Consider the following 25,796-nt stretch of genomic DNA (forward strand, 5'->3'; position numbering starts at 1 on the left):
TTCCTCGTGCCCGTTGATCGTACGACTGTCTACCCGCCGGTAGGGAGGTGCTCCGCGCCGCTCCGGGAGATGTCGCCGGCTGCCCCTAGGATCTGAGGCGGCAGTGCAACCGGCAGGACAGGACGTGACGTGGCTACGCAGAGTGCAGGCAAGGGTACGGCCGAGCGGCCCCGACTGATGCTGCTGGACGGGCATTCGATGGCCTACCGGGCGTTCTTCGCGCTGCCGGTGGAGAACTTCTCCACCACCACCGGCCAGAGCACCAACGCGGTCTACGGCTTCACCTCGATGCTGGTCAACACCGTCCGCGACGAGGCGCCCACCCACCTCGCGGTCGCCTTCGACCTGTCCCGGCAGACCTTCCGCGCCGAGGAGTTCCCCGAGTACAAGGCGAACCGCGCCAAGACCCCCGACGAGTTCCGCAGCCAGGTCCCGCTGATCGGCGAACTCCTCGACGCCATGCGCATCCCGCGGATCACCGCCGAGGGCTACGAGGCCGACGACATCATCGCCACCCTCGCCACCGCCGCGGCGGCCGAGGGCTTCGAGGTGCTGATCGTCACCGGCGACCGCGACTCGCTCCAACTGGTCTCCGAGCACGTCACGGTGCTCTACCCGACCAAGGGCGTCTCCGAGCTGACCCGCTACACCCCGGAGAAGGTCGCCGAGAAGTACGGCGTCCAGCCGAACCAGTACCCCGACCTCGCGGCGCTGCGCGGCGACCCGTCCGACAACCTGCCCGGCATCCCCGGCGTCGGCGAGAAGACCGCCGCGAAGTGGGTCAACCAGTTCGGCTCCTTCGAGGAGTTGGTGAACCGGGCCGACGAGGTCAAGGGCAAGATCGGCGAGAAGCTCCGGGAGAACCTGGAGTCGGTGCAGCGCAACCGCAAGCTCACCGAGCTGGTGCGGGACGTCCGACTCCCGCTCGGTGTCGGCGACCTGGCCCGAGGCCCGTTCGACAAGGACGAGGTCGGCCGGCTGATGGAGGCGCTGGAGTTCCGCAACCCCAACTTCCGGGACCGGGTCCAGGGCATCGACCCGGCCGGTGCCGAGGGCGCCGCCGAGGCCGAGGCCGCCCCCGGCCCCGCCGTCGACGGCGACCTGCTGACCGTGCCCGGCGCGCTCGCCGCCTGGCTGGCCGAGCACACCGGCGAGGGCCGCACCGCGCTGGCCGCCGACTACACCTGGGCGCTCGGCAGCGGCCGGGTCACCGAGGTCGCGCTCGCCACCGGCACCGCCGCCGCCTGGTTCGACCCGAGCGCGCAGGAGGAGGACGACGACCGGGCCTTCACCGCCTGGCTCGCCGACCCCGCCCGGCCCAAGGCGCTGCACATCGCCAAGCAGGTGATGCGCGCCTTCGCCGAGCAGGGCTGGCAGTTCGCCGGCGTCACCGCCGACACCGCGCTCGCCGCGTACCTGGAGAAGCCCGGCCGCCGCGCCTTCACCCTCGACGTGCTCGCCGAGGAGTACCTGGCCCGCTCGCTGGCCCCCGCCGCCGAGGCCGAGACCGGCCAACTCACCTTCGACGCCGAGGAGTCCGACCCGACGGCCGGCGCCCAGGCGCTGATGACGCAGGCCCGCGCCGTCCACGACCTCGCCGAACTCTTCGACACCCGGCTCGCCGAGGTCGGCGCCGTCGAACTGTTCCACGACATGGAACTGCCGATCGCCGAACTGCTGGCCCGGATGGAGCGCTACGGCATCGCCGCCGACCGCGCCTGGCTGCAGGGCCTGGAGGCGCAGTTCGCCGCCGAGATCCAGCGCTGCGTCGAGGAGGCGCACGCCGCCGCCGGGCGCGAGTTCAACCTCGGCTCGCCCAAGCAGCTCCAGGAGATCCTGTTCGGCGACCTCGCGCTCCCCAAGACCAAGAAGATCAAGACCGGCTACACCACCGACGCCGACGCCCTCACCTGGCTGGCCGGCCAGACCGACAACGAACTGCCGGTCATCCTGCTGCGCCACCGCGACCAGGCCAAGCTGCGCACCACCGTCGAGGGCCTGCTCAAGACCGTCTCCCCGCATGGCCGGATCCACACCACCTTCAACCAGATGGTCGCCGCCACCGGTCGGCTCTCCTCGCAGGACCCCAACCTGCAGAACATCCCGGTCCGCACCGAGGAGGGCCGCGCCATCCGCCGCGCCTTCGTGGTCGGCGAGGGCTACGAGACGCTGCTCACCGCGGACTACTCGCAGATCGAACTGCGCATCATGGCGCACCTGTCCGAGGACGCCGCCCTGATCGAGGCCTTCGCCTCCGGCGAGGACCTGCACACCACCGTCGCCTCCCAGGTCTTCTCGGTCGCCCCCGGCGACGTCGACGCCGAGATGCGCCGCAAGATCAAGGCCATGTCGTACGGCCTCGCCTACGGCCTGTCGGCGTACGGCCTGTCCCAGCAGCTCGGCATCCGGCCCGCCGAGGCGCAGGGCCTGATGGACACCTACTTCGAGCGCTTCGGCGGCGTCCGCGACTACCTGCACAACGTGGTCGAGGAGGCCCGCGCGGTCGGGTACACCGAGACCCTGCTCGGCCGCCGCCGCTACCTGCCCGACCTCACCAGCGACAACCGCCAGCGCCGCGAGATGGCCGAGCGGATGGCCCTCAACGCGCCCATCCAGGGCTCCGCAGCCGACATCGTCAAGATCGCCATGCTCCGGGTCGACGAGGCGCTGCGCGACGCGAAGCTCTCCTCCCGGATGCTGCTCCAGGTGCACGACGAAATCGTGCTGGAGGTCGCCCCCGGCGAGCGCGAGCAGGTCGAGGCGGTCGTCCGCGAGCAGATGGCCGGCGCGTACCCGCTGCGCGCCCCGCTGGACGTCTCGGTCGGCGTCGGCGCCAACTGGGAGGCCGCCGCGCACTAAATCGCTTGCCGGGGATTGATCGACGAATCGACAATCGCCTGATGAGTGATCAACTTCCCACCCCCGCAGGCACGTTCGCCGACAAGCCGACGCTGACGGGGGAGCGGGTCCTGCTCCGGCCGGTCCGGCCGGAGCAGGACCTGCCCATGCTCCGCGCCGTGATCCAGGACCCGGAGGTGCTCCGCTACACCTCCGCCTCCTACACCCCCGTGCCGCCGCCCTGGGACGACGCGATGGAGCGGCGCGTCCAGGACTGGTACACCACCCGCAACGACCAGCCGGACCGGCTCGACCTGATCATCGTCGACCGCGCCACCGGCCGCGGCGTCGGCGAGGTCGTCCTCAACGAGTGGGACGCCCCCAACCGCGCCTGCAACCTCCGCATCGCCATCGGCCCCGACGGCCGCGACCGCGGCCTCGGCACCGAAGCCGTCCGCCTCCTCACCGACCACGCCATCCGCACCCTCGGCCTCAACCGGGTCTCGCTCTCCGTCTACGCCTTCAACGCCCGCGGCCGACGGGCCTACGAGAAGGCCGGCTTCCGCGTCGAGGGCATCCGCCGCCAGGTCCTGCGCTGGGGCGACGAGTGGATCGACGACATCGACATGGCGGTGCTCGCGGAGGAGTGGCACTGACCCGCTAGGCTGCGCGCGCCGATTCGGGTACGTCGTGGGGTGGAGCAGTGAACGTCTTGCAGGTCAGGGGCCGCCAGGTGGGGATCGCCGTCGCGGCCGCCGCGGTGGTGACCGGCGGCGCGGTGTGGGCGGCGACCCCGACCTCGGGCGGTCCGCACCCGCTACCGCTGCCGGCCGCGAGCTCCGCACCCGCGACGCCGAGCGACAGCCCCACGCCGACGCCCTCGCCCACCCTGTCACCGACGCCTTCGCCGACGCCGAGTCCCGACCCCGCGACGCCCACCACCACGCCGCAGGCGACGGCAGCCAAGGCGCACGCGTCGAAGACGCCGATCACCGAGGTGACCCCGGGCACGCACTGCAACTGCGACAACACCACGCCGTCGCGCAATCCCGACTGCCACTACGACGCGCAGGGGCGGCTGATGGCCTGCGGGCCGATCCTGTCGCTCAGCCCGCTGCCCAACCCCGCGGCGTCCCCTTCGCGCTTCACCGCCGGCACGGTGCCCCCCGGGGCTCGTCTCTGACCCGGCGTCACTTCCGCGGATTGGCCCGCCTGGTGGGCTCTGCGGTGGTGGGGTCCTCGGGCCAGGGGTGGCGGGGGTAGCGGCCGCGGAGGTCGGCGCGGACGGCGCGGTAGCCCTCGCGCCAGAAGACCGCGAGGTCGCCGGTGACGGCGGCGGGGCGGCCGGCGGGGGAGAGCAGGTGGACGGTGAGCGGGACGCGGCCGTCGGCGAGGGCCGGGGCGGCGTCCCAGCCGAACAGCTCCTGGAGCTTGACGGCCAGCACCGGGCGGTCGCCCGCGTAGTCGACCCGGATCCGGCTGCCGCTGGGCACGGTGATCCGCTCCGGGGCCAGCTCCTCCAGCCGGCCGGCCTGGCCGCTCGCCCACGGCAGCAGCCGCTGCAGGGCACTCGCGGTGTCGATCCGCTCCAGGTCGGCCCGCCGCCGGGCCCTGGACAGCTCCGGTTCCAGCCACGCGTCCGCCGCCGCGAGCAGCGCCGCGTCGCTGACGTCCGGCCAGGGCTCGCCGATCGTCCGGTGCAGGAACGCCAGCCGCTCGCGCAGCCCGGTGCCCGCCTGAGACCAGCCCAGCAGCGCGCCGACGCCCTCGCGCGTCAGCCCGTCCAGCAGTGCGGCCCGCACCAGCGCCGGATCCGGATCGGTGAGGGGCGCCGCCGCCAGTTCGACCGCGCCGAGCGTCTCCACCCGACGGGCCGTCACCTCCCGCTGCCGCAGCGACCAGGCGACCTCCGCACGGGAGTCCAGCAGCGCCCCGGCCGCCTGCCGCGCCGTCGCCTCGTCGATCGCCACGGCCCGCAGCACCCGCGCCGAGGGCGCCCCGGCGGGCCGGTCCGCCACCGCGACGGCCAGCCAGCCGCCGGCCGGCAGCCGGGAGCCCGCCATCAGCTGCGCCGCCGTCCCGGACACCATCAGGTACGAGCCCTCCCCGCCGTCCCGGGCCCTGGCCACCCGCTCCGGATACGCCAGTCCGACGATCAGCCCGGCCGCCACGGCGTCGGGGCCGCCCACTGACACGGCGTCACGGCCGGGACCCTGCGGGGCTGCCACCGCGCCCTCGTCCGCCGCCGCGCCCGCCTCGCGGAGCGCCCGCTCCAGCCGCCGGGTCTCGTCCTTCCAGCGCCGCGCGTAGGGGTCGTCGCCGCGGCGGACGGTGCGCCAGATCTCCGTCAGGTCGTCGCCGAGGGCGCGCGGCGGCTCCTCGGAGAGCAGGGCGACCAGTTCGGCGGCGCGGCGCGGACCGACCGCGGGCGCGCCGTCGAGCAGGGCGCGGGCCAGCCGGGGGTGCAGGCCGGTGCGGGCGATGGCGCGGCCGCGGTCGGTGGGGCGGCCGGCGGCGTCGGTGGCGGCGAGCGCCCGCAGGGTGGCCCGGGCGGCGGCCAGGGCGCCGGGCGGGGGCGGGTCGGGGAGGGTGAGCCCGGTGGTCTCGGGGTCGCCCCAGCAGGCGGCCTGCAGGGCGAAGGAGGTGAGGTCGGCGAGGGCGATCTCGGGGGTGGGGAAGCGCGCGGCCCGGGCGTCCTCCACCTCGGCCCAGCACCGGTACACGGTGCCCGGCGCCTCGCGTCCGGCCCGGCCCGCGCGCTGCCGGGCGGCGGCCAGCGAGGCGCGCACGGTGACCAGCCCGGACAGTCCGCGGGCGTGGTCGGTGCGCGGTTCGCGGGCCAGCCCGGAGTCGACCACCACCCGCACGCCCGGCACGGTCAGCGAGGACTCCGCGACCGAGGTGGCGAGCACCACCCGCCGCCGGTCCCCGGGGGTCAGCGCCGCGTCCTGCACGGCCTGCGCCGCCTGCCCGTGCAGCTGCAGCACCTCGACGCCGTCCAACTGCTGCGCCACCCGGGCGATCTCGCCGACGCCGGGCAGGAAGCACAGCACGTCGCCGGCCCGTTCGGCGAGCGCCCGGCGGACCGTCGCCGCGACGTGCGCCAGCAGCGCCGGGTCGACCCTGGTGCCGTGCGGCGGACGGACGGTGCCGGGCGGCGGCGCCCACACCGTGTGCACCGGGTGCGAGACGCCCTCGGCGGCCACCACCGGTGCGCCGCCGAGCAGTTCGGCCCAGGCGGCGGTGTCGGAGGTGGCCGAGGCCAGTACCAGCTGCAGCTCCGGCCGCAGCGCGGCGCGGACGTCCAGCAGGAAGGCGAGGGCGGTGTCGGCGTCCAGGTGCCGCTCGTGGCACTCGTCGAGGACCACCAGGTCGACCCCCGGCAGTTCGGGGTCGCGCTGCAGGCGCTGCAGCAGGACGCCGGTGGTGACCACCTCGACCCGGGTGCCGGGGCCGGCCCGCCGCTCGCCGCGCACCGTGAAGCCGACCTCCCCCAGCCCCAAGGGGGGCTGGGAGGTACCCCCACCGCCGACCGGCTCGCCCAGCAGCCACGCCATCCGCCGGGCCGCGGCCCGCACGGCCAGCCGGCGCGGTTCGGCGACCAGCACCCGGCGCGGCGGCCCGGGGAAGGCGGCCACCAGCCCGGCCAGGGCGAGCGGCACCAGGGTGGTCTTGCCGGTGCCGGGCGGCGCGGACAGCACCGCGACGCCGTGCTCCGCCAGCGCGCCGGCCAGCCCGGGCAGTGCGGAGCGGACCGGCAGTTCGAGCCCCCCGGGTCGCACTGCGCTCAGCCGTCCCGGCGGGAGACGAAGATCGCCGTCCCGGGCAGGTGCCGGCCGCGCAGCGGGCTCCAGCCGCCCCACTCCTGCTCCAGCTCCTCGGGCCACTCGGGCTCCACCAGGTCCAGCAGCGTGAACCCGGCCGCCACCAGCTCCCGGACCCGGTCGCCCACCGTGCGGTGGTGCTCGACGTAGGTGGCCCGGCCCTGCTCGTCCTGCTCCACGTACGGCGTGCGGTCGAAGTACGAGGAGCTGGCGGTCAGCCCCTCCACGCCGGGCTCGTCCGGGAACGCCCAGCGGATCGGGTGGGTCACCGAGAACACCCAGCGCCCGCCGGGCCGCAGCACCCGGTGCACCTCGCGCATCAGGGCGGCGGTGTCCGCGCTGAACGGCACCGCGCCGTACGCCGAGCAGGCCAGGTCGAACGAGCGGTCCGCGAACGGCAGGACGGCGGCGTCCGCCTGCACCACCGCGACAGGCTCCAGGCCGCGGCCCAGGTCGATCCGGCGGGAGTGCTGCAGCTGCCGGTAGGAGATGTCCAGCGCCACCGGACGGGCGCCGCGGGCGGCCAGCCAGCGCGAGCACTGCGCGGCGCCGGAGCCGATCTCCAGCACGTCCCGGCCCTTCAGCTCCGCCGGGTCGCCGAGCAGCCGCACGTCGGCCTCGTCCACCCCCTCCGGGCACCAGGTGAACCGGTCGTCCCCGAGGAACTCCCCGTGCTCGTCCTGGTACTCGTCCGCGTTGCGGTCCCACCAGTGCCGGCTGGCCCGGCTCGACTCGTCCGCCCCGGCCTCCCGCCGCAACGCCTCGTCGCCGTCGTCCTCCTCCTCCGCCTCCCCGTCGTACACGGCGGGGACCTCGTACCCGGCCGGGTCGTAGTCGCGGGGCTCGTCGGAACCGGGGGCGGTGGAGTGGGTCATGGAGTCCGTCACGTAGGCTAGGGGCTGCGGAAGCGCTGCTGCACGGTACCGGGCCTGTACGGGGATCGGGACGGGCACGTGGCATCCGGGGTAGGGCCGGCCGGGGCCGCCGTGAGGTGCGCATTCGGAGGATATGGCCTGATCCATCCCGGCCTCTACCGGTCTCGCCAGCTTCGGCGTTGACCGTGCCTGGGTGTCCCCGTATGCTACAAGTTGCGCTGCGGGCCTGCGCGCCTCGGACGGAGCAGGTCGCGCTCGCATCTGTCGAAGACCCCAACGGTCGTCGGACGGACACCGGGATTCCGATCGTAGAGATCGATTCGGTGGCCGTTTTCTGGCCTGCACGGCTTTCGGTGGGAGCGATCAGGGCCCCCCGCGTGGCATTACCTACGACTTCTTGTCCGTACCGGAGCCCTTTTCCTAATGACGAGCCCCACCGACACCTCTGTCAGCACCACCCCGCAGGTTGCGGTCAACGACATCGGCGACGCCGAGGCCTTCCTCGCCGCCATCGACGAGACCATCAAGTACTTCAACGACGGCGACATCGTTGAGGGCGTCATCGTGAAGGTCGACCGTGACGAGGTGCTCCTCGACATCGGTTACAAGACCGAGGGTGTCATCCCGTCCCGCGAGCTCTCGATCAAGCACGACGTCGACCCCCACGAGGTTGTCTCCGTTGGCGACAACATCGAGGCCCTGGTTCTCCAGAAGGAGGACAAGGAGGGTCGCCTCATCCTGTCCAAGAAGCGTGCGCAGTACGAGCGCGCCTGGGGCACGATCGAGAAGATCAAGGAAGAGGACGGCATCGTCACCGGTACCGTCATCGAGGTCGTCAAGGGTGGTCTCATCCTCGACATCGGCCTCCGCGGCTTCCTCCCGGCCTCGCTGGTCGAGATGCGCCGCGTCCGCGACCTCCAGCCCTACGTGGGCAAGGAGCTCGAGGCGAAGATCATCGAGCTGGACAAGAACCGCAACAACGTGGTCCTGTCCCGCCGTGCGTGGCTGGAGCAGACCCAGAGCGAGGTCCGTCAGACCTTCCTCACCACCCTGCAGAAGGGTCAGGTGCGCTCCGGCGTCGTCTCCTCGATCGTCAACTTCGGTGCGTTCGTCGACCTCGGCGGCGTCGACGGTCTGGTGCACGTCTCCGAGCTGTCCTGGAAGCACATCGACCACCCGAACGAGGTTGTCGAGGTCGGCCAGGAGGTCACCGTCGAGGTTCTCGACGTGGACATGGACCGCGAGCGCGTCTCCCTGTCGCTGAAGGCGACCCAGGAGGACCCGTGGCAGCAGTTCGCCCGGACCCACCAGATCGCCCAGGTCGTCCCGGGTAAGGTCACCAAGCTGGTTCCGTTCGGTGCGTTCGTCCGCGTGGACGAGGGCATCGAGGGCCTGGTCCACATCTCCGAGCTGGCCGAGCGCCACGTCGAGATCCCGGAGCAGGTCGTCCAGGTCGGCGACGAGATCTTCGTCAAGGTCATCGACATCGACCTCGAGCGTCGTCGCATCAGCCTCTCGCTGAAGCAGGCCAACGAGTCCCTCGGTGCCGACCCGGCGTCGGTCGAGTTCGACCCGACCCTGTACGGCATGGCCGCCTCGTACGACGACCAGGGCAACTACATCTACCCGGAGGGCTTCGACCCCGAGGCGAACGACTGGCTGCCCGGCTTCGAGAAGCAGCGCGAGGAGTGGGAGCGGCAGTACGCCGAGGCCCAGACCCGCTTCGAGCAGCACCAGGCCCAGGTCATCAAGTCCCGCGAGGCGGACGCGGCTGCTGCCGCCGAGGCCGGCGAGGAGGCCCCGGTGTCCGGTGGCGGCTCGTACTCCTCCAGCAGCGACGAGGGCTCCGGCGCTCTCGCTTCGGACGAGGCCCTGGCGGCCCTGCGCGAGAAGCTGGCCGGCGGCCAGAGCTGAACAGGCTCCGCGCATCGGCTGAATAGCTGAGAAGCCCCCACCCGAGAGGTTTTCGGGTGGGGGCTTCGGCGTACCCGGGGATCTTAAGTGCCTTTTATGTGAAGGAAATTGTGAGATGAGGCTCATCGTCCGTCTATAGGACGAACATGCCGCTGCGCCTACATTGAGAGGACTTGTCCGAAAGGCTCCCGCTTATGCGCAGCAGGTCCCGCTCCACTGCCGAGGTCCAGGTTTCCGGTCGGCTGGCCGCTCTTGGTCGCGTGTGCTTCCGCCACCGCCGTTGGGTGCTGGCGTTCTGGGCGGTGGTGCTGGCCGTGGGGGTGCTGATCGGCGGCCGGGTGTTCGAGGGGTCGGTGGCGGCGACCGGGAGCGGCGGGTCGGAGTCGGCGCGCGGCGGGAACGTGGTGCAGGCCGCGGATCCGGTGAAGGGGACCGTCAGCGCGGTGGTGGACGGGCCGGGCGTCGCGGACGAGGGCGTCAAGGCGGCCGTGCAGGCGGCGAGTTCGGACGTCTCGAAGCTGCCGGGCGTGGTCTCGGTGGCGAACACGTACTCGACCGGCGGTCAGCTGACCGCGAGCGACGGCAAGGCCTCGCTGGTGAGCGTGCGGATGGCGGACGGGTCGACCAGCGGGCAGCTGGGCGCCGTGACCGACCGGCTGGAGCAGATCACCGCGTCGGGGGCGCACACCGTGGTCGGCGGCGACCTGGTGCTGCAGCAGGAGGTCAAGCAGCAGACGGCGAAGGACACCCGTTTCGGGGAGATCGTCACGCTGCCGTTGACGTTGATCGTGATGGTGCTGGTGTTCGGCGGGCTGGCCGCGGCGGGGCTGCCGGGGATCGGGGCGATCGCCTCGGTCGGCGGGGCGCTGCTGGCGATGTTCGGTTTCAGCCAGATCATGGACATCGACACGAGCGTGCTGCCGATCGCGACGGTGCTGGGGCTGGGCCTGTCGATCGACTACGCGCTGCTGATGGTGAACCGGTTCCGGGAGGAACGCGGGCACGGGGCGACGATCGCCCAGGCGGTGGAGCGCACCGCGGCGACCGCAGGCCGGACGGTGGCGTTCTCCGGGCTGACCGTGGCGGTGGCGCTGAGCGGGCTGTTCGTCTTCACCAGCCCGGTGTTCCGGGCGGTGGCCGCGGCCGGGGTGAGCGTGGTGGTGATCGCGGTGGCGGCGGCGCTGACGCTGGTGCCGGCGCTGCTGGGCTTCGTCGGCGGGCGGATCAAGGCGCCGACCGCGCCCGTCCCGGACGAGGGGTTCTTCTCGCGGACGGTGCGCCGGGTGCAGAAGCGTGCGATCCCCGTGATGCTGGCGTGCGTGGCGCTGCTGCTGGCCGCCGGGGCGCCGTTCCTGGGGTCGCACTTCCGGAACTCGGGCGCCGACGTGCTGCCGAAGAACTTCGCCTCCCGGCAGGTCGCCGAGGCGGTCCAGCAGCGCTTCCCGGACCAGGCCCCCGCGCCGGTGCAGGTGGTCGTCGAGGGCACTCCGCAGCAGGCGCAGCAGTACGCGGACTCCGTGGTGGCGAAGCTGCCCGGCGTGTCGGGCGTCCGCGCGGTGGTCCCGGTCTCGGACCGGGTGAGCACGGTGGACGTGCTGGTCAAGGGCGACCCGCAGGGCGCCGAGGCGAAGCGGGTGGTCGGTGAGCTGCGCGCCGAGCGCGGCGGGCTGGCCACGTACGTGACGGGTGACGCCGCGTCGCTGGTGGACTTCCAGCACGAGATCGGGACCCGCGGGCCGTGGGCGCTCGGGCTGGTGGCGGCGGGCACGCTGGTGCTGCTGTTCATGATGACCGGCTCGGTGGTGCTGCCGGTGAAGGCGCTGCTGATGAACGTGCTCTCGCTGGGCGCGTCGCTGGGCGCGCTGACCCTGGTGTTCCAGCACGGCTACTTCAGCGGGCTGCTCGGGTTCACCCCGACCGGCGGGCTGGAGACGGTGATCCCGGTGCTGGTCTTCGCCTTCGCGTTCGGGTTGTCGATGGACTACGAGGTCTTCCTGCTGTCCCGGATCAAGGAACTGCACGACCAGGGATACGACTGCGCCAAGTCCGTGGAACTGGGCCTGCAGCGCAGCGGCCGGATCATCACCTCGGCCGGGCTGCTGATGGTGATCGTGTTCGCCGGGTTCGCCGCCGGGCAGATGCTGATGGTCAAACAGATGGGCATCGCCCTGGCGGTCGCCGTCGCGGTGGACGCCACCCTGGTGCGCACGCTGCTGGTGCCCGCCACCATGACCCTGTTCGGCCGGCTCAACTGGTGGGCGCCGGCGCCGCTGCGCCGCCTGCACCGGATCATCGGGCTGGACGAGCACGTCGAACTGCCGCCGCTGCAGCCGGTGGTGCTGCCGGCGCCGCGCCCCGCGATGGACCCCGAACTGGCGGGCGTCGCACGCTGATCGGCCTGACGGGTCGTAGGCTGACGGCATGCGACTGACGAAGTTCGGACATGCCTGCGTGCGGCTGGAGCACGCCGGTGGGGCAGTGGTGATCGACCCGGGGATGTTCACCGGGCCGGAGGCACTCGAGGGCGCGGACGCACTGCTGATCACCCATGAGCACATGGACCACTTCAGCGAGGAGCGGGTCCGGGCGGCGGTGGAGGCCCACCCCGGCCTGCGGATCTGGACCAACCACGCGGTGGCGCCGCTGCTGGAGGGCATCGGCGCGAAGGTGACGGTGGTCGGCGACGGTGACGCCTTCGACCTGGACGGCCTGCCGGTGACCGTGCACGGCGAGTGGCACGAGGTGATCCACCCCGACATTCCGCGGGTGCGCAACGTCGGCTTCCTGCTGGGCGGCCGGGTCTTCCACCCCGGCGACTCCTTCACCGTGCCGCCGGACACCGTGGACACCCTGCTGCTGCCGCTCGGCGCGCCCTGGCTGAAGGCCGGCGAGCTGGTGGACTACGTGCGGGAGGCGCGGCCGCGACAGGCGGTGGCGATCCACGAGGGCACCCTGAGCGAGATCGGCCAGGTCATCCACGGCCGCCTGCTCGGCCCCGAGGGCCCGGGCACCGGCGGCGCCGACTACCGCGTCCTCGCCCCGGGCGAGTCGGTGGACGTGCCCTGACAAGGCCTCCCGGGCGCAGGGCGACGCGCGTTCGCCCGGTGCCGGGAGTTCCGCTGCGCGGGGCCCTGGGCTGTGTCCTCGGCTGCGCGGGCCCTGCCGGCGGCGCTCCTGCCGCTGCGCGGGGCCCGGCGCCCCCGGGTGAGCCCCGCGCAGCGGAACGAGGAAGGCGTCCCGGTCCCGCGCAGCGGCACTGCAAGCTCGGGCGGCGCGCCGCCGGTCGCAGCGGGGTGTCAGGCGAGGGCGGGTTCGGTGGTGGTGAAGGGGCGGCCGTCGAGGGTCCAGTGGGGGTCGGGGGTGATGTCGAGGGCCGCGTAGACGTGGGCGGCCACGTCGGTGTGGTGGAGCGGGGCGACGGGGGCGCCGGGGGTGATGCCGGGGCCGCAGGCGGCGATCCAGGCGGTGCGTTCGAGTTCGGTGCGGCCGCCGTGGCCGCCCTGGTCGAGGTGGCCGTGGTCGGTGACCACGATGACGGTCCACTGCTCCTCGGCGTTGCGGGGGCGTTCGCGGACCGCGGCGAGCAGCCGGCCGAGGCGGACGTCGGCGGCCTCCACGGAGCGGCGGTAGTCCTCGCCGCAGCCGCGGAAGTGCGCGGTCTCGTCGGGCGCGCCGAGGTAGACGAAGGAGGCCTGCGGGTCGTCGTCGCTGCGGCCGAGCACGTACTCGGCCTCGGCGGTGACCCGCTCGTCGACCTCCTCCCAGGCCTCGGGGGTGTCCTCGAGCGGGGCGATGTAGGAGAGCCGGGCGGGTGCGGCGAACAGCGGGCCGCCGTCGCGGGCGAGGAAGAGCGGCTCCCAGCCGCCGACGGCGAAGGTGCGGCGGCGGTGGGTCCTGGCGAGGCGGGTGGTGAAGTCCGGGAAGACGTCGAGCCGGTTGCCGCCGAGGTGGTTGCCGTACACGCCGTGCTTGGCCGCGCCGACGCCGGTGACGATGGTCGCCCAGCACGGCCCGGACATGGTCGGGGTGGCCTCGTCGACCTGCACCGGGGCGAGGAATCCGGCGGCGGCGACCGCGTCCAGCTGCGGGGTGTGCAGCGCCTCCAGCAGGTCGAGGCGGACGCCGTCGATGCCGACGACCAGGACCCGGCGCGGGCCGGCGGGCCAGAGGCTGGACACGGGGAGCTCCGTTCGTTCGAGGGTGTTCGGCCGACCCTAACCGGAGCGCCGGACTCCCGGAAGCTGTACGGACAACTCGGACCAAGCGGCACAAGGGGCGTGCGGGCGAGAGTTCCCGCACTGTTCGACCGGCGTTCGTCTGCGCCGAGCCGGTCTCGGCGGCCCGGCTACGGGCCGGTAGCCTGGCGGCATGCTGAGGATCGGACTGACCGGCGGGATCGGCGCGGGCAAGAGCGAGGTCTCGCGGCAACTGGCCGCGCTGGGCGCGGTGATCGTGGACGCCGACCTGATCGCCCGTGAGGTGGTCGCCCCCGGGACGCCCGGACTGGCCGCCGTGGCCGCCGAGTTCGGTCCCGGCGTGCTGCTGCCGGACGGTTCGCTGGACCGCCCGGCGCTCGGCCGGCTGGTCTTCGGCGATCCGGCCAGGCTGGCCGTGCTGAACGCCATCGTGCACCCGCTGGTGCGCGAGCGCTCCGCCGAGCTGGAGGCCGCCGCCGGACCGGACGCGATCGTGGTGAACGACGTCCCGCTGCTCGCCGAGAACGGCCTCGCCCCGCTGTACGACCTGGTCGTGGTGGTCGACGTCCCCGACGAGCAGCGGCTGCTCCGACTGGTCGAGCTGCGCGGCATGGCCGAGGACGAGGCGAAGGCCCGGATGGCCGCCCAGGCCACCCGCGAGGACCGCCTCGCGGTCGCCGACGTGGTGCTCGACAACAGCGGCACTCTGGAGCAACTCACCGAGCGCGTCGGCCGGTTGTGGCAGGAGCTGGGCGAGCGGCAGGCCGCCGCGCGGGGCTGAACGTCGGCGCGCGGCGCCGGGCCGGGCGGGGGATGCTGGGAGGACGAGCGCGCGGGGCGGACGACCGGCCCGCCGTAGGTACCTGACGCCCTCAGGGGGCCGGCGCGATGAGTCCCAGCAGGAGATTGGCGGCGCTGCCGTGCGGGCGGCGCGGTAAGTGGGTGGTGCTGGCGCTGTGGCTGGCCCTGCTGGTGGTGGCCGCACCGCTGGCCGGGAAGCTGATGGGCGCCGAGGACAACCAGGCGTCCAGTTGGCTGCCCGGCAGCGCCGAGTCCACCCAGGTCCTCAACGAGCAGCGGGCGTTCCAGCCGATCGACACGGCCGTGGCCGTCGTGGTGTACCAACGCGACAGCGGCATCACCGTCGAGGACCACGCCAAGGCGGTGCGGGACGCCGCCGCGTTCGCCACCGCCCCGCACGTCACCACGCCCATCACCGGGCCGGTGGCGTCCGCGGACGGCAAGGCGCTGCAGACCCAGGTCCCGGTCGAGATCGGCACCAGCGGGTGGAACAACCTCGGTCCGGCCGTCGACAGCCTGCGGGCCACCGCCGCCTCCGGCGACCTGCCCGGCCTGACCACCCACGTCACCGGGCCCGCCGGGATCGGCGCCGACCAGTCCAAGGCCTTCCAGGGCATCGACGGCACCCTGCTGTACGCCACCGTCACGGTGGTGATCGTGCTGCTGCTGCTCACCTACCGCAGCCCGGTGCTGTGGCTGCTGCCGCTGCTGTCCGCGGGCGCCGCGCTGACCGTCGCCGAAGCCGTCATCTACCTGTTCGCGAAACACGCCGGACTGACCGTCAACGCGCAGAGCGCCGGCATCCTGATCGTCCTGGTGCTCGGCGCGGGCACCGACTACGCGCTGCTGCTCACCGCCCGTTACCGGGAGGAGCTGAGACGCCATCAGGACCGGCACGAGGCGATGGCCTACGCCCTGCACCGCGCCGGGCCGGCGATCCTGGCCAGTTCGGCGACGGTCGCGGCGTCGATGCTCTGCCTGATGGTCGCCGAGATGAACTCCACCAGCGGCCTGGGGCCGGTTTGCGCGATCGGCGTGGTGGTGGCGCTGATCGCCATGCTCACCCTGCTGCCCGCGCTGCTGGTGGCCTTCGGACGCTGGGTGTTCTGGCCGGTGCGGCCCGCGTTCGGCACCGCCGAGCCGACCCGCAGCGGGCGCTGGGCGCACATCGGCGCGTGGATCTCGCGCCGCCCGCGCAAGGTGTGGATCGGCACCGGCCTGGCGCTCGCCGCCTGCACCGTCGGCCTGGTCTCGCTGAACGCCACCGGACTGAGCACCGCCGGGACCTTCACCGGCACGCCCGACTCGGTCACCGGGCAGCAGGTGCTCGCCGAGCACTTCCCCGGCGGCTCCGGCGCGCCGCTGTCGGTGATCAGCAACGCCGCGCCGGTCGAACAGGTCCGGCAGGCCGCCGCGGCCACGCCCGGCATCGCCGGGATCGGGCCGACGACGCTGCACGAGGGCGAGGCGTTCTTCCAGGCCACCCTGACCGACCCGCCCGACAGCGATCAGGCCAAGGCCACCGTCGACCGGGTCCGGGACGCGGTGCACGCCGTCCCCGACGCCGACGCCAAGGTCGGCGGCTCCACCGCCGTCGTCCTGGACGCCGGGCGGGCCGCCGCGCACGACAACAAGGTGATCATCCCGCTGGTGCTGGGTGTGGTGCTGCTGATCCTCGCCGCGCTGCTGCGCGCGGTGACCGCGCCGCTGGTGCTGATCGCCACCGTGGTGCTGTCGTACGCCGCGGCGCTCGGCATCAGCGTGTTCCTCTTCGAGCACGTCTTCCACTTCGAGGGCCAGGACCAGGCGTTCCCGCTGTTCGTCTTCGTCTTCCTGGTGGCGCTCGGCATCGACTACAACATCTTCCTGATGACCCGGGTGCGGGAGGAGTCCGCCCACGTCGGCACCCGCCGCGGCGCGGTCGTCGGACTCGCCGCGACCGGCGGCGTGATCACCTCCGCCGGCCTGATCCTGGCGGCCACCTTCGCCGTCCTCGGCACCCTTCCGGTGGTGGGCTTCGCCGAGATCGGCTTCACCGTCGCCCTCGGCGTCCTGCTCGACACCCTGGTGGTCCGCTCCGTCCTGGTCACCGCGCTGACCGTCGACCTCGACCACCACATGTGGTGGCCCAGCGCCCTCTCACGGAGACCGACGGTCCGTCAGCTTGCCTCCGTGGCACCCCAGTCGGACCAGGAGCCGTCGTAGACGGCGGTGGCGGGGTGGCCGGTGAGGTGGGCGGCGAAGGCGAGGACGCAGGCGGTGACGCCGGAGCCGCAGCTGGTGACGAGGCGGTGGCGGCCAGCGGTGGCGGCGGTGAGGCGGGCGTGCAGCTCGGGGAGCGGGAGGTAGCGGCCGTCCGGGGCGAGCAGCTCGGTGAAGGGCAGGTTCGCGGAGCCGGGCAGGTGGCCGCGGCGCAGGTGGGGGCGGGGCTCGGGGACGGCGCCGGTGAAGCGCTCGGCGGAGCGGGCGTCCAGGACGGCGGTGTCCGGGTCGGCGAGGGCGGCCGCCACCGCGGTCCGGTCGAGCAGCAGGCCCGGGCGCGGCCGGGCGGTGAAGTCCCCCGGGGCGTAGGCAGGTTCGGCGTCGGTGACGGGGTGTCCGGCGGCCCGCCAGGCGGGCAGGCCGCCGTCCAGGACGGCGGCCCGGTCGAAGCCCGACGCCCGCAGCATCCACCAGGCGCGAGGAGCGGAGTACACGCCCGCGCCGTCGTAGGCCACCACGGTGGAGCGGTCGTCGACGCCGAGGGCGCGCAGTTCGCGCTGGAAGTCCGCGGGGGACGGCATGGTGTGCGGGAGCGGCGAGGCGTGGTCGGAGAGCGGGCCGTCCAGGTCGAACGGCCGGGCGCCCGGGATCCGCAGCGGGGCGTGGCGGTGCGCGCCGATCCCGGCGTCCAGCACCACCAGGCCGGGCGCGCCGAGGTGGGCGGCCAGCCAGTCGGCGTCGACCAGCGCGGCGGGCAGGTCGACGGTCGGCAGCGGATTCACGGCGTCCTCCCGGGAGTTGGGGAAGCCACCATGATCGCACCGCCGACCGCGGCCGGCTGCGGGGCCTACGGCTTGCGGGCCACGCCCGCCCAGATCGCGACCTGCGGGTCGGTCTCCTGCGGCGCCTGGTCCGGGCGCCACAGCGGCGCGGTGACCAGGCCGGGCTCCAGCAGCTCCAGGCCGTCGAAGAACCGCAGCACCTGCTCGCGGGTGCGCATGGTCAGCTGCGCGGTGGCCGAGCGGTAGATCGCCGGGCCCTTGGCGGCGTCCTCCGGCGAGGAGAAGTCGCCGGTCGCGTGCGACAGCGCCAGGTAGCTGCCGGAGGGCAGCGCGTCGACCAGCGTCTTCACGGTCGTGTAGGGGTCGTCCGCCTCGTCGATGAAGTGCAGGATCGCGAAGAGCAGCAGCCCGACCGGGCGGTCCAGGTCCAGCAGGTCGCGCACCGCCGGGTCGCCGAGGATCGCCTTCGGGTCGCGCAGGTCGGCCTGCAGCACCGAGACGCTGCCCTCGCTCGCCCCCGCCAGCAGCGCCCGCCCGTGCACCAGCACGATCGGGTCGTTGTCCAGGTACGCCACTCTGGCCGCCGGGTTCACCCGCTGCGCCGTCTCGTGCGTGTTGCCCGCGGTGGGGATGCCGGTGCCGATGTCCAGGAACTGGTCGATGCCCTGCTCGGCGACGGTGCGCACGGCGCGCTGCAGGAAGGCGCGGTTCGCCAGCGCGCTGATCCGCACCAGCGGGCTGATCGACAGCACCTGCTCGGCGGCGGCCCGGTCGGCCGGGAAGTTGTCCTTGCCGCCGAGGTAGTAGTCGTACATCCGCGCCGGGTGCGGCACCTCGGGGCGGAGCTCGGCCGAGGGCGGCGGGGAGGCCTGGTCGCCGGACATCCAGTCCAGCGAGATCTCCTGATGGTCGGTCATATCTGCTCCCCCGTCGCAGTGGCACGCTTTCCGGGGCAGCATAGACGGGACGGGTGGGGAGCGGGAGACGGGTCCGGCAGATGGCGTCCGCCCGCCACCGGCGCCCGGTCTCAGGCCTCCCGCGGGCCGGGTTCCGGGCCGGAGGCCGGGTCGCGGGTGAGCAGGTAACGGGCGCCGGGGCCGGCCTCGGCGGCGCGGTCGGCGGCGTTGTAGAGCGCGCAGCGGGTGAGGGAGAGGCAGCCGCAGCCGATGCAGCCGGTCAACTTGGCCTTCATGTGCTGGAGTTCGGCGATCTGGCGGTCGATGCGGCTCTGCCAGGCGGTGGCGACGGCGGTCCAGTCCTGGGAGCTGGGGGCCCGGTCGTGGGGGAGCCGGGCGAGGGCGGTGCGGACCTCGTCGAGGGAGAGGCCGACCTGCTGAGCGGCGCGGACGAAGGCGACCCGGCGCAGCGTGGAGCGGGCGAAGCGGCGCTGGTTGCCGGTGGTGCGTTCGGCGTGGATCAGCCCGAGCTTCTCGTAGTAGCGCAGGGCCGAGGTGGCCAGGCCGCTGCGCTCGGCGAGCTGGCCGATGGTGAGGAGGTCGTGGCGGGTCGGTCCCATGATCGTCAGGATACCGCCGAGGGCGCGCTTGACTTGAAGTCGACTTCAGGTTGCACGCTCTTCGCCATGACGAGTTACGGATTCGCGGACCTGCCGCGACTGATCGCCCGGATGACCGGCGACGAGAAGCACGGCCCGGCGGCCCACTCCACCCTCGACGCGCTGTGGGTGCTGTACGACCGGGTGCTGAACACGACCCCCGCGAACATCGAGGCGCAGGACCGCGACCGGTTCCTGCTGTCCAAGGGCCACGGGCCGATGGCGTACTACGCGGTGCTGGCGGCGAAGGGGTTCTTCCCGGTGGAGCTGCTGGGGAGCTTCGGGTCGTATGACTCGCCACTCGGCCACCACCCGGACCGGCTGCTGGTGCCGGGCGCGGAGATCGGGTCGGGGTCGCTGGGGCACGGCCTGCCGCTGGCGGTGGGGACGGCGCTCGGACTGCGGGCGCAGGGGCTGGCCGACCCGGCGGTGTGGGTGCTGATCGGGGACGCCGAGTTCGACGAGGGCAGCAATCACGAGGCGGTGGCCTTCGCCGGGGCGTCCGGACTGGAGCGGCTGCACACCCTGGTGATCGACAACTCCTCGGCCACGCACGGCTGGAACGGCGGCATCGCGGCCCGGTTCGCCGGCGAGGGCTGGTCGACCGCGACGGTGGACGGCCGCGACCACGAGCAGCTCCACCGCGCGTTCACCGCCCCGCACCCCGGCCGCCCGCACGCGGTGGTGGCCCGTACCGAGCCCAAGAACGCCTGAGAAGACGCCTGAGAAGGGGAGGACCTCCGATGCAGACCCTGGAATTGACGATGCGTGAGCAGTTCGGTGCGACCGTGAGCGAGCTGCTGGAGCAGGACCCGCGGGTGGCGGTGGTGCTGGCGGACATCGGCACGGCGGGCTTCGCCGGGGCGGCCGCCCGGTTCCCCGACCGGGTGGTGAACGTGGGCATCCGGGAGCAGCTGCTGATCGGCGCGGCCGGTGGGCTGGCGCTCACCGGGATGCGGCCGGTGGCCCACACCTTCGCCAGCTTCCTGATCGAACGCCCGTGGGAGCAGGTGAAGTTGGACCTGGTGCACCAGGGCGTCGGCGCGGTGCTGGTGAGCGCCGCCGGCTCCTACGACTGGCCGGCCGGGGGCCGCACCCACATGTCGCCGGGCGACGTGGCGCTGCTGGACACCCTGCCGGGCTGGAACGTCCACGTGCCCGGCCACCCGGCCGAGGCGGACCTGCTGCTGCGGCACGCGGTCGCGGACGGCGACTCCCTGCAGTACGTCCGGCTCTCCGCGCAGCAGAACCGCGACGCGCAACCGGTCGTCCCCGGACAGTTCCTGACGGTTCGTCAGGGTAGCCGCGGCGTGGTGGTCGCGGTCGGCCCGCTGCTGGACGAGGTGCTGGCGGCCACCGACACGCTGGACGTCACCGTGCTGTACGCGGCGACCGTGCGGCCGTTCGACGCGGCGGGGCTGCGGGCCGCGGTCGGTGACCGGGCGGACGTGGTGCTGGTCGAGCCGTACCTGGCCGGCACCTCGGCCAACGCCGCCCACCAGGCCCTGGCCGAACTGCCGCACCGGGTCCTGGGGTTGGGCGTGCCGGTGGCCGAGCACCGGCAGTACGGGTCGATCCCCGAGCACCTGGCCGCGTACGGCCTGGACGCCGCCGGGCTGCACGCCCGGATCGCCGAGTTCCTCTGGTAGTGGCCGCCGGTCACCGCACCCGGACGACGGCGACCGCGTCCGGGCCGAGCAGGAAGCCCTCGCCGCCGGCCGGGCCGCCCTCGCCGAACAGGGCCGCCAACGAGGCGAAGGCGCCGTCCAGCGGGACGGCCAGCGGCTGCTCGCCGCCGAGCCGGACCAGCACCCGGTGGCTGCCGCGGTGCACGACGAGCCAGCCCGCCGCCGCGTCGTACCGGACCCGGACGGCCGACAGGTCGGCGGCCGCCAGTTCCGGGGCGGAGCGCCGCAGGCGGATCAACCGGCGGTACCAGTCCAGGAGTTCGGCGTGCGGGGCGCGGCCGGGCTCGGACCAGTCGAGGGTCGAGGCGCGGACCGTGGCCGGGTCCTGCGGGTCGGGGACGTCCTCGGCGCGCCAGCCGTGCTCGGCGAACTCCCGGCGCCGGCCCTGCCGGACGGCCTCGGCGAGCTGCGGGTCGGTGTGGTCGGTGAAGTACTGCCAGGGGGTGCCGGCGCCCCACTCCTCGCCCATGAACAGCATCGGGGTGAACGGCGAGGTCAGCACCAGCGCCGCCGCGGCGGCCAGCCGGCCGGGCGGCAGCGAGGCCGAGAGCCGGTCGCCGGTGGCCCGGTTGCCGACCTGGTCGTGGGTCTGGGCGTAGCCGAGCAGCCGGTGCCCGTACTCGGCGGGGAACGGGCGGCCGTGCGAGCGGCCGCGGAACGAGGACCAGCCGCCGTCGTGGAAGAAGCCCCGGGTGAGCGTCCTGGCCAGCGCGGCGTACGGGTCGGCCGCGAAGTCCGCGTAGTAGCCCTGGGACTCGCCGGTCAGCAGGGTGTGCAGCGCGTGGTGGAAGTCGTCGCTCCACTGCGCGGTCACGCCCTGGCCCCCGGCCGGGCGCGGCGCGGTGGTGCGCGGGTCGTTCAGGTCGGACTCCGCGACCAGGAACAGCGGCCGGCCGGTGGCCTGCGCCAACGCCTCGACCTCGCGGGCGAGTTCCTCCAGGAACGGCAGCGCCCGGTCGTCCGCCAGGGCGTGCACCGCGTCCAGCCGCAGCCCGTCGATCCGGTAGTCGCGCAGCCAGGCGAGCGCGCTGCCGATCAGGTAGGCCCGCACCTCGTCCGAGCCGGGGGCATCCAGGTTGACCGCGGCGCCCCAGGGCGTGTGGTGCCGGTCGGTGAAGTACGGGCCGAACTTCGGCAGGTAGTTGCCGGACGGGCCGAGGTGGTTGTGCACCACGTCCAGCACCACGCCCAGGCCGCGGCGGTGCGCCGCGTCGACGAAGCGCTTCAGGCCGTCCGGCCCGCCGTACGGCTCGTGCACGGCCCACGGCGACACCCCGTCGTAGCCCCAGCCGGAGCGGCCGGGGAACGGGCAGACCGGCATCAACTCGACGAAGTCGACGCCGAGTTCGACCAGGTGGTCGAGGTGTTCGGCGGCCGCGTCGAAGGTCCCGGCGGGAGTGAAGGTGCCGACGTGCAGCTCGTACACCACCGCGCCGGGCAGCGGCCGGCCGCGCCAGGCCGTCTCCGACCACGGGAACGCGGCGTGGTCGACCGGGCGGCTCAGCCCGTCCGGGCCGAACGGCTGGCGGGGCGAGCGCGGGTCCGGCAGCGCCCGCAGGCCGTTCAGCCGGAAGCCGTAGTCGCCGTCCGGACCCTCCCCCCGCCACCAGCCGGGGCGGTCCGGGTCGCGCTCCAGCAGGTACGGGATCGCCCCCACCTCGACCTCGACGACCTTCGCGTCCGGTGCCCACACCTGGTACGACGTCATGACCCCTCCGCGAGCAGCGCCACCGGCAACTGCTTGAACAGATAAGACAGTTCGACCGGGCCGCCCATGAAGTGGCGGTCCGTCAGCAGGTCCGTCCAGTTCCCGGCCGGCAGGTCCAGCTCGCTCTCCCGCCAGCCGCCCGCCCGGTGCAGGCCGTACGGCAGCCGGGTCACCGCGCAGATCACCCGCTCGCCGCGGCCGAAGGCCAGCAGGTGCTCGGCCGCCGGGCCGGTCGCCGCCAGCGGCCGGTACGGGCCGAGCTCGCGGGTACGGCGCAGGTGCAGCGCGTTGGTGGTCAGGTGCAGCTTCTCCCGCGTCAGGTCCCCGGCCCGCGGCGCGGCCGAGTCGGTCAGCCGCACCGCCAGCGCGCCCAGGTCCACCGGCGCCCGGTTGTCCGGGTCGACCAGGGTGTACAGCGGCTCCTCGCCGCCCTGGAAGACGTCCGGCACGCCCGGCATCAGCAGGTGGAGCAGCGCGCCGGAGAGCGAGTTCACCCGGGCGAACGGGGCCAGCAGCCGCACGAACCCGGCGATCCGCGGGGACAGGCCCGGATTGGCCAGCGCACCCCGCGCGTACTCGGTCAGCCAGCGCTCGAACGGCTCGTCCGGCTCGGTCCACGAGGTGCGCCGCTTCGCCTCGCGCACCGACTTCAGCGCCACCCCCAGCAGCCGCTCCTCGGACAGCGGCCACGCCGCCAGCAGGGTCTGCCACAGCAGCCAGGCGGTCGGCCGGTCCGCGCACGGGCCCGCCGCCACCGTCCACGCCGCGCACTCCGCCGCCCACGCCTGCGGCAGCTCGGCCAGCACCATCAGCCGCGCCCGGGCGTCCGCGCTGCGCTTGGTGTCGTGCGTGGACAGCGCCGTCATCGACTGCGGCCAGGCCCGCTCCAGCTCCTCGCACCAGCGGTGGAACTCGGCCGGCGGCAGCCCCGGACGCTCCGGCAGCCCGCCCACCTCGTTCAGGCTCAGCAGCGCGTTCCACCGGTAGAAGGCGGTGTCCTCCACGCCCTTCGCCGCCACCGCCGACGCGGTCTGCCCGAACCGGGCGCAGAACTCGTCCTTCGCCGCCGAGCGCCCCAGCTCCCCGAGGGCCAGCCCCCGCACCAGCAGCTCCGTGCCCGACGCCCCGTCCGGCGCGGCCAGCGCCCCGACCGCCGCCGGCGGGGCCGGCTCGCCCGGCACCACGTACGGCCGGTACACCGGATACTCCGTCAGCAGGCCCTCCAGCGCCCGGCGCACCTCCAGCGGCGAGTGGTCGGCCAGCGCCGTCTCCGCCGCGCAGATCCGCTCCACCAGCCGCACCAGCCGGTCGGTCTCCGCCGCCAGCGCCCCGCCCGGCGCCACCATCTCCGCCCGGCCCAGCCGGGCCGCCTCCGCCGCGCCCGTCCGGTCGCCGACGTCCCGCCGGTAGGCGGCCACCAGCTGCTCCGCGCCCACCAGGTCGGTCAGCACCCCGTCGATCCGGCGCAGCGCGTCGTAGCCGGTGGTGCCCGCGCACGGCCAGTCGTCGGGCAGCCGCTCCTCCCCGGTGAGGATCTTCTCCACCACCGTGTACGCCCCGCCGGTCGCCTCGTGCAGCCGCCGCAGGTAGCCGCGCGGATCGGCCAGCCCGTCCGGGTGGTCGATCCGGAAGCCGTCCAGCACGCCCTCCGCGTGCAGCCGCAGCAGCACCGCGTGGGTCGCCTCGAAGACCTCCGGCACCTCCATGCGCACCGCGATCAGCTCGTTCACGGTGAAGAACCGGCGGTAGTTCAGCTGCTCGTCGGCCAGCTTCCACCAGGCCAGCCGGTACCACTGGCGCTCCAGCAGCTCCGGCAGCGCCAGCTGCTCGGTGCCGGGGCGCAGCGGGAAGGCGTGCTCGTGGTAGCGCAGCACGTCGCCGTCGACGGTCAGCTGGTCCAGTACCGCGCCCAGCCGGTCGCCGAGCAGCGGCAGCAGCAGCCGGCCGCGGCCCGGGGCGTCCGCGGGGCCCGGCTGGGCGGTCCAGTCGATGTCGAACCAGGCCGCGAACGGCGAGTCCGGGCCGTCCCGCAGCACCTGCCACAGCGGCTGGTTCAACTGCTCGGGCACCGGCAGCGCCATGTGGTTGGGCACCACGTCGGCGATCAGCCCCAGCCCGTGCCGCCGGCACTCCGCCGCCAGCTCCCGCAGCGCCCCCTCACCGCCGAGCTGCTCGCTGACCCGGCCGTGGTCGACCGTGTCGTACCCGTGCGTCGACCCCGGCGCGGCCTCCAGCAGCGGCGACAGGTGCAGGTGCGACACCCCGAGCGCCGCCAGGTACGGCACCGCCCGCAGGGCGTCGTGCAGCGTGAACTCCGGCTGCAGCTGGAGCCGGTAACTGGCCGTCGGAGGGCGTGCGGCGGCTGACGTCATACCCGATCCCTACCCGGGCCGGGGGAGGCGTACCGCGCACTGCGCCGAACGGGCGCACGGCACGCCCCAACCCGGGCCCGGAGGAGGCGTACCGCGCACCGCGGCGAACGCGCGCACGGCACGCCTCCCGACGGACCGTCAGGCCGGGTCGGGCGCCGGCTGCAGTGCGCCGCTGAGCGCCTGACCCGCCGCCAGGTCGGCGGCCTCGGCGGCGTGCGCGGCCGTCAGGAACCCGTACGCGTCCGGGCCGACCGGCAGCCGCAGCGGCGCGGCGGGATCCGCGACCGCGCGCAGCACCAGCTCCGCGAAGTGCTCCGGACGGTTCAGCTCCGCGTTGTCGGCCATCCCGCGCAGCGCGCCGTGCATCGGCGCCAGCGCCTCCGTGTACACCGGCAGCCGGTCCGCCGCCTCGGTCATCGAGGTGCCGTACGAGGTGGCGAAGCCGCCCGGCTCCATCACCGTCACCCGGACGCCGAACGGGGCGGCCTCGGCGGCCAGCGTCAGGCTCATGCCCTCCAGTGCGAACTTGCCCGCCACGTAGGCGCCGAGGCCCGCGAAGCCGGTCCGGCCAGCGAGCGAGGAGACGTTGACGATGTGTCCGCCGCCCCGCGCCCGCATCAGCGGCAGCACCAGGCGCGACAGTCGCCACGGCGCGACCGCCAGCACCTCCAGTTGCTCCCGCAGCTCCGCGTCCGAGATCTCCTCCACCGCGCCGAACAGGCCGACGGCGGCGTTGTTCACCAGGACGTCGATCCCGTCCAGGCGGTCCTGTGCCAGCTCGACCGCGGCGGCGCAGGCGCCCGGGTCGGTCAGTTCCAGCCGGGTCACCGTCAGCCGGTCGGGGAACTCCGCCGCCAGCGCCTCCAGCGGCGAGGCCCGGCGGCTGGTCGCCACCACCGAGTCCCCGGCCTCCAGTACCGCCCGGGTCAGCGCCAGTCCGAGACCGGACGAACAACCGGTGATCAGCCATCCACGTGCCATGTGCTTCGTACCCCCTGTATCAACGGCCTTGTGCCGCAAGGGGGTTACCCCGATCGGGGG

19 protein-coding genes are annotated in these 25,796 nt (G+C 74.0%); 10 read left to right on the forward strand and 9 right to left on the reverse strand.

All coding sequences use genetic code 11. The features are described from left to right. The first annotated feature begins 177 nt into the window (after positions 1-177). Genes polA through ACWD4U_RS24595 form a run of 3 tightly spaced genes read left to right on the forward strand, consistent with a single transcriptional unit; the run spans position 178 to position 4,021 of the window. Complete coding sequence (gene polA / locus ACWD4U_RS24585; RefSeq protein ID WP_363453131.1) at positions 178-2,859, forward strand: DNA polymerase I; 2,682 nt, start codon at positions 178-180, stop codon at positions 2,857-2,859. A 41-nt stretch (positions 2,860-2,900) separates the two neighbouring features. Continuing rightward, positions 2,901-3,494, forward strand: coding sequence for a GNAT family N-acetyltransferase (locus ACWD4U_RS24590; protein WP_363452999.1), 594 nt, complete (start codon positions 2,901-2,903; stop codon positions 3,492-3,494). Positions 3,495-3,541: 47 nt separating this feature from the next. Next, a complete protein-coding gene (locus ACWD4U_RS24595; protein ID WP_363452997.1) occupies positions 3,542-4,021 on the forward strand; it encodes a hypothetical protein in 480 nt (159 codons plus the stop codon). Between the two features lie 7 nt (positions 4,022-4,028). Here ACWD4U_RS24595 and hrpB read toward each other — a convergent pair whose 3' ends face one another. Further along, the gene (gene hrpB, locus ACWD4U_RS24600) at positions 4,029-6,620 is read right to left on the reverse strand and encodes an ATP-dependent helicase HrpB (RefSeq protein ID WP_363452995.1); all 2,592 of its coding nucleotides are present in this window, start codon (positions 6,618-6,620) and stop codon (positions 4,029-4,031) included. A gap of 5 nt (positions 6,621-6,625) precedes the next feature. Next, complete coding sequence (locus ACWD4U_RS24605; protein WP_363452993.1) at positions 6,626-7,537, reverse strand: class I SAM-dependent methyltransferase; 912 nt, start codon at positions 7,535-7,537, stop codon at positions 6,626-6,628. A gap of 423 nt (positions 7,538-7,960) precedes the next feature. Between ACWD4U_RS24605 and rpsA the strand changes: the two genes are divergently transcribed. The 3 genes from rpsA to ACWD4U_RS24620 all read left to right on the forward strand — a co-directional run bounded on the left by rpsA (position 7,961) and on the right by ACWD4U_RS24620 (position 12,517). Then, positions 7,961-9,451 (forward strand): 30S ribosomal protein S1, encoded by a 1,491-nt coding sequence (gene rpsA / locus ACWD4U_RS24610; RefSeq protein WP_363452991.1) that lies wholly within the window; start codon positions 7,961-7,963, stop codon positions 9,449-9,451. 260 nt (positions 9,452-9,711) lie between these two features. Next, positions 9,712-11,844 carry an MMPL family transporter gene (locus ACWD4U_RS24615; RefSeq protein WP_363452989.1) on the forward strand — a complete coding sequence of 711 codons (2,133 nt, stop codon included), beginning with the start codon at positions 9,712-9,714 and terminating at the stop codon, positions 11,842-11,844. Between the two features lie 28 nt (positions 11,845-11,872). Further along, positions 11,873-12,517 (forward strand): MBL fold metallo-hydrolase, encoded by a 645-nt coding sequence (locus ACWD4U_RS24620; RefSeq protein ID WP_363452987.1) that lies wholly within the window; start codon positions 11,873-11,875, stop codon positions 12,515-12,517. 230 nt (positions 12,518-12,747) lie between these two features. On the opposite strand, the gene ACWD4U_RS24625 is transcribed toward ACWD4U_RS24620, so the two are convergent. Beyond that, entirely contained in the window at positions 12,748-13,629 is an 882-nt protein-coding gene (locus ACWD4U_RS24625) for an alkaline phosphatase family protein (RefSeq protein WP_363452985.1), read from the reverse strand. A gap of 190 nt (positions 13,630-13,819) precedes the next feature. Here ACWD4U_RS24625 and coaE point away from each other — a divergent pair, with 190 nt between their 5' ends. After that, entirely contained in the window at positions 13,820-14,428 is a 609-nt protein-coding gene (gene coaE / locus ACWD4U_RS24630; RefSeq protein ID WP_363452983.1) for a dephospho-CoA kinase, read from the forward strand. A 107-nt stretch (positions 14,429-14,535) separates the two neighbouring features. After that, complete coding sequence (locus tag ACWD4U_RS24635; RefSeq protein WP_363452981.1) at positions 14,536-16,653, forward strand: MMPL family transporter; 2,118 nt, start codon at positions 14,536-14,538, stop codon at positions 16,651-16,653. Here ACWD4U_RS24635 and ACWD4U_RS24640 read toward each other — a convergent pair. From ACWD4U_RS24640 to soxR, 3 genes are all read right to left on the reverse strand, one after another. Further along, positions 16,608-17,432: a sulfurtransferase gene (locus tag ACWD4U_RS24640; RefSeq protein ID WP_363452979.1), complete on the reverse strand. Its 825-nt coding sequence runs from the start codon at positions 17,430-17,432 to the stop codon at positions 16,608-16,610. The genes ACWD4U_RS24635 and ACWD4U_RS24640 overlap by 46 nt on opposite strands. 65 nt (positions 17,433-17,497) lie before the next feature. Next, on the reverse strand, positions 17,498-18,349 hold the full coding sequence (locus ACWD4U_RS24645) for an SAM-dependent methyltransferase (protein ID WP_363452977.1): 852 nt from the start codon (positions 18,347-18,349) through the stop codon (positions 17,498-17,500). A 110-nt stretch (positions 18,350-18,459) separates the two neighbouring features. Further along, on the reverse strand, positions 18,460-18,948 hold the full coding sequence (soxR, locus tag ACWD4U_RS24650) for a redox-sensitive transcriptional activator SoxR (RefSeq protein ID WP_363452975.1): 489 nt from the start codon (positions 18,946-18,948) through the stop codon (positions 18,460-18,462). A 66-nt stretch (positions 18,949-19,014) separates the two neighbouring features. Here soxR and ACWD4U_RS24655 point away from each other — a divergent pair, with 66 nt between their 5' ends. Together ACWD4U_RS24655 and ACWD4U_RS24660 are read left to right on the forward strand one after the other, a co-directional pair. After that, positions 19,015-19,701 (forward strand): transketolase, encoded by a 687-nt coding sequence (locus tag ACWD4U_RS24655; protein ID WP_363452973.1) that lies wholly within the window; start codon positions 19,015-19,017, stop codon positions 19,699-19,701. Positions 19,702-19,730: 29 nt separating this feature from the next. Beyond that, positions 19,731-20,636, forward strand: coding sequence for a transketolase family protein (locus ACWD4U_RS24660; protein ID WP_363452971.1), 906 nt, complete (start codon positions 19,731-19,733; stop codon positions 20,634-20,636). A 10-nt stretch (positions 20,637-20,646) separates the two neighbouring features. Here the strand turns inward: ACWD4U_RS24660 and treZ are convergent, their stop codons facing one another. The 3 genes from treZ to ACWD4U_RS24675 all read right to left on the reverse strand — a co-directional run bounded on the left by treZ (position 20,647) and on the right by ACWD4U_RS24675 (position 25,736). Next, the gene (gene treZ, locus ACWD4U_RS24665; protein ID WP_363452969.1) at positions 20,647-22,383 is read right to left on the reverse strand and encodes a malto-oligosyltrehalose trehalohydrolase; all 1,737 of its coding nucleotides are present in this window, start codon (positions 22,381-22,383) and stop codon (positions 20,647-20,649) included. Further along, positions 22,380-24,755 (reverse strand): malto-oligosyltrehalose synthase, encoded by a 2,376-nt coding sequence (gene treY / locus ACWD4U_RS24670; RefSeq protein WP_363452967.1) that lies wholly within the window; start codon positions 24,753-24,755, stop codon positions 22,380-22,382. The genes treZ and treY overlap by 4 nt, the downstream gene beginning before the upstream one ends. Before the next feature lie 138 nt (positions 24,756-24,893). After that, the gene (locus tag ACWD4U_RS24675) at positions 24,894-25,736 is read right to left on the reverse strand and encodes an SDR family oxidoreductase (RefSeq protein ID WP_363452965.1); all 843 of its coding nucleotides are present in this window, start codon (positions 25,734-25,736) and stop codon (positions 24,894-24,896) included. Positions 25,737-25,796 lie beyond the last annotated feature (60 nt).

Source organism: Kitasatospora sp. NPDC002522 (genome assembly GCF_053595195.1).

Bases quoted from the DNA above. Each gene is read 5' to 3' on its own strand.
- polA (WP_363453131.1), top strand. From the start codon at position 178: ATGCTGCTGGACGGGCATTCGATGGCCTACCGGGCGTTCTTCGCGCTG.
- ACWD4U_RS24590 (WP_363452999.1), top strand. From the start codon at position 2,901: ATGAGTGATCAACTTCCCACCCCCGCAGGCACGTTCGCCGACAAGCCG.
- ACWD4U_RS24605 (WP_363452993.1), bottom strand. From the start codon at position 7,537: ATGACCCACTCCACCGCCCCCGGTTCCGACGAGCCCCGCGACTACGAC.
- rpsA (WP_363452991.1), top strand. From the start codon at position 7,961: ATGACGAGCCCCACCGACACCTCTGTCAGCACCACCCCGCAGGTTGCG.
- ACWD4U_RS24620 (WP_363452987.1), top strand. From the start codon at position 11,873: ATGCGACTGACGAAGTTCGGACATGCCTGCGTGCGGCTGGAGCACGCC.
- coaE (WP_363452983.1), top strand. From the start codon at position 13,820: ATGCTGAGGATCGGACTGACCGGCGGGATCGGCGCGGGCAAGAGCGAG.
- ACWD4U_RS24635 (WP_363452981.1), top strand. From the start codon at position 14,536: ATGAGTCCCAGCAGGAGATTGGCGGCGCTGCCGTGCGGGCGGCGCGGT.
- ACWD4U_RS24645 (WP_363452977.1), bottom strand. From the start codon at position 18,349: ATGACCGACCATCAGGAGATCTCGCTGGACTGGATGTCCGGCGACCAG.
- soxR (WP_363452975.1), bottom strand. From the start codon at position 18,948: ATGGGACCGACCCGCCACGACCTCCTCACCATCGGCCAGCTCGCCGAG.
- ACWD4U_RS24655 (WP_363452973.1), top strand. From the start codon at position 19,015: ATGACGAGTTACGGATTCGCGGACCTGCCGCGACTGATCGCCCGGATG.
- ACWD4U_RS24660 (WP_363452971.1), top strand. From the start codon at position 19,731: ATGCAGACCCTGGAATTGACGATGCGTGAGCAGTTCGGTGCGACCGTG.
- treZ (WP_363452969.1), bottom strand. From the start codon at position 22,383: ATGACGTCGTACCAGGTGTGGGCACCGGACGCGAAGGTCGTCGAGGTC.
- treY (WP_363452967.1), bottom strand. From the start codon at position 24,755: ATGACGTCAGCCGCCGCACGCCCTCCGACGGCCAGTTACCGGCTCCAG.
- ACWD4U_RS24675 (WP_363452965.1), bottom strand. From the start codon at position 25,736: ATGGCACGTGGATGGCTGATCACCGGTTGTTCGTCCGGTCTCGGACTG.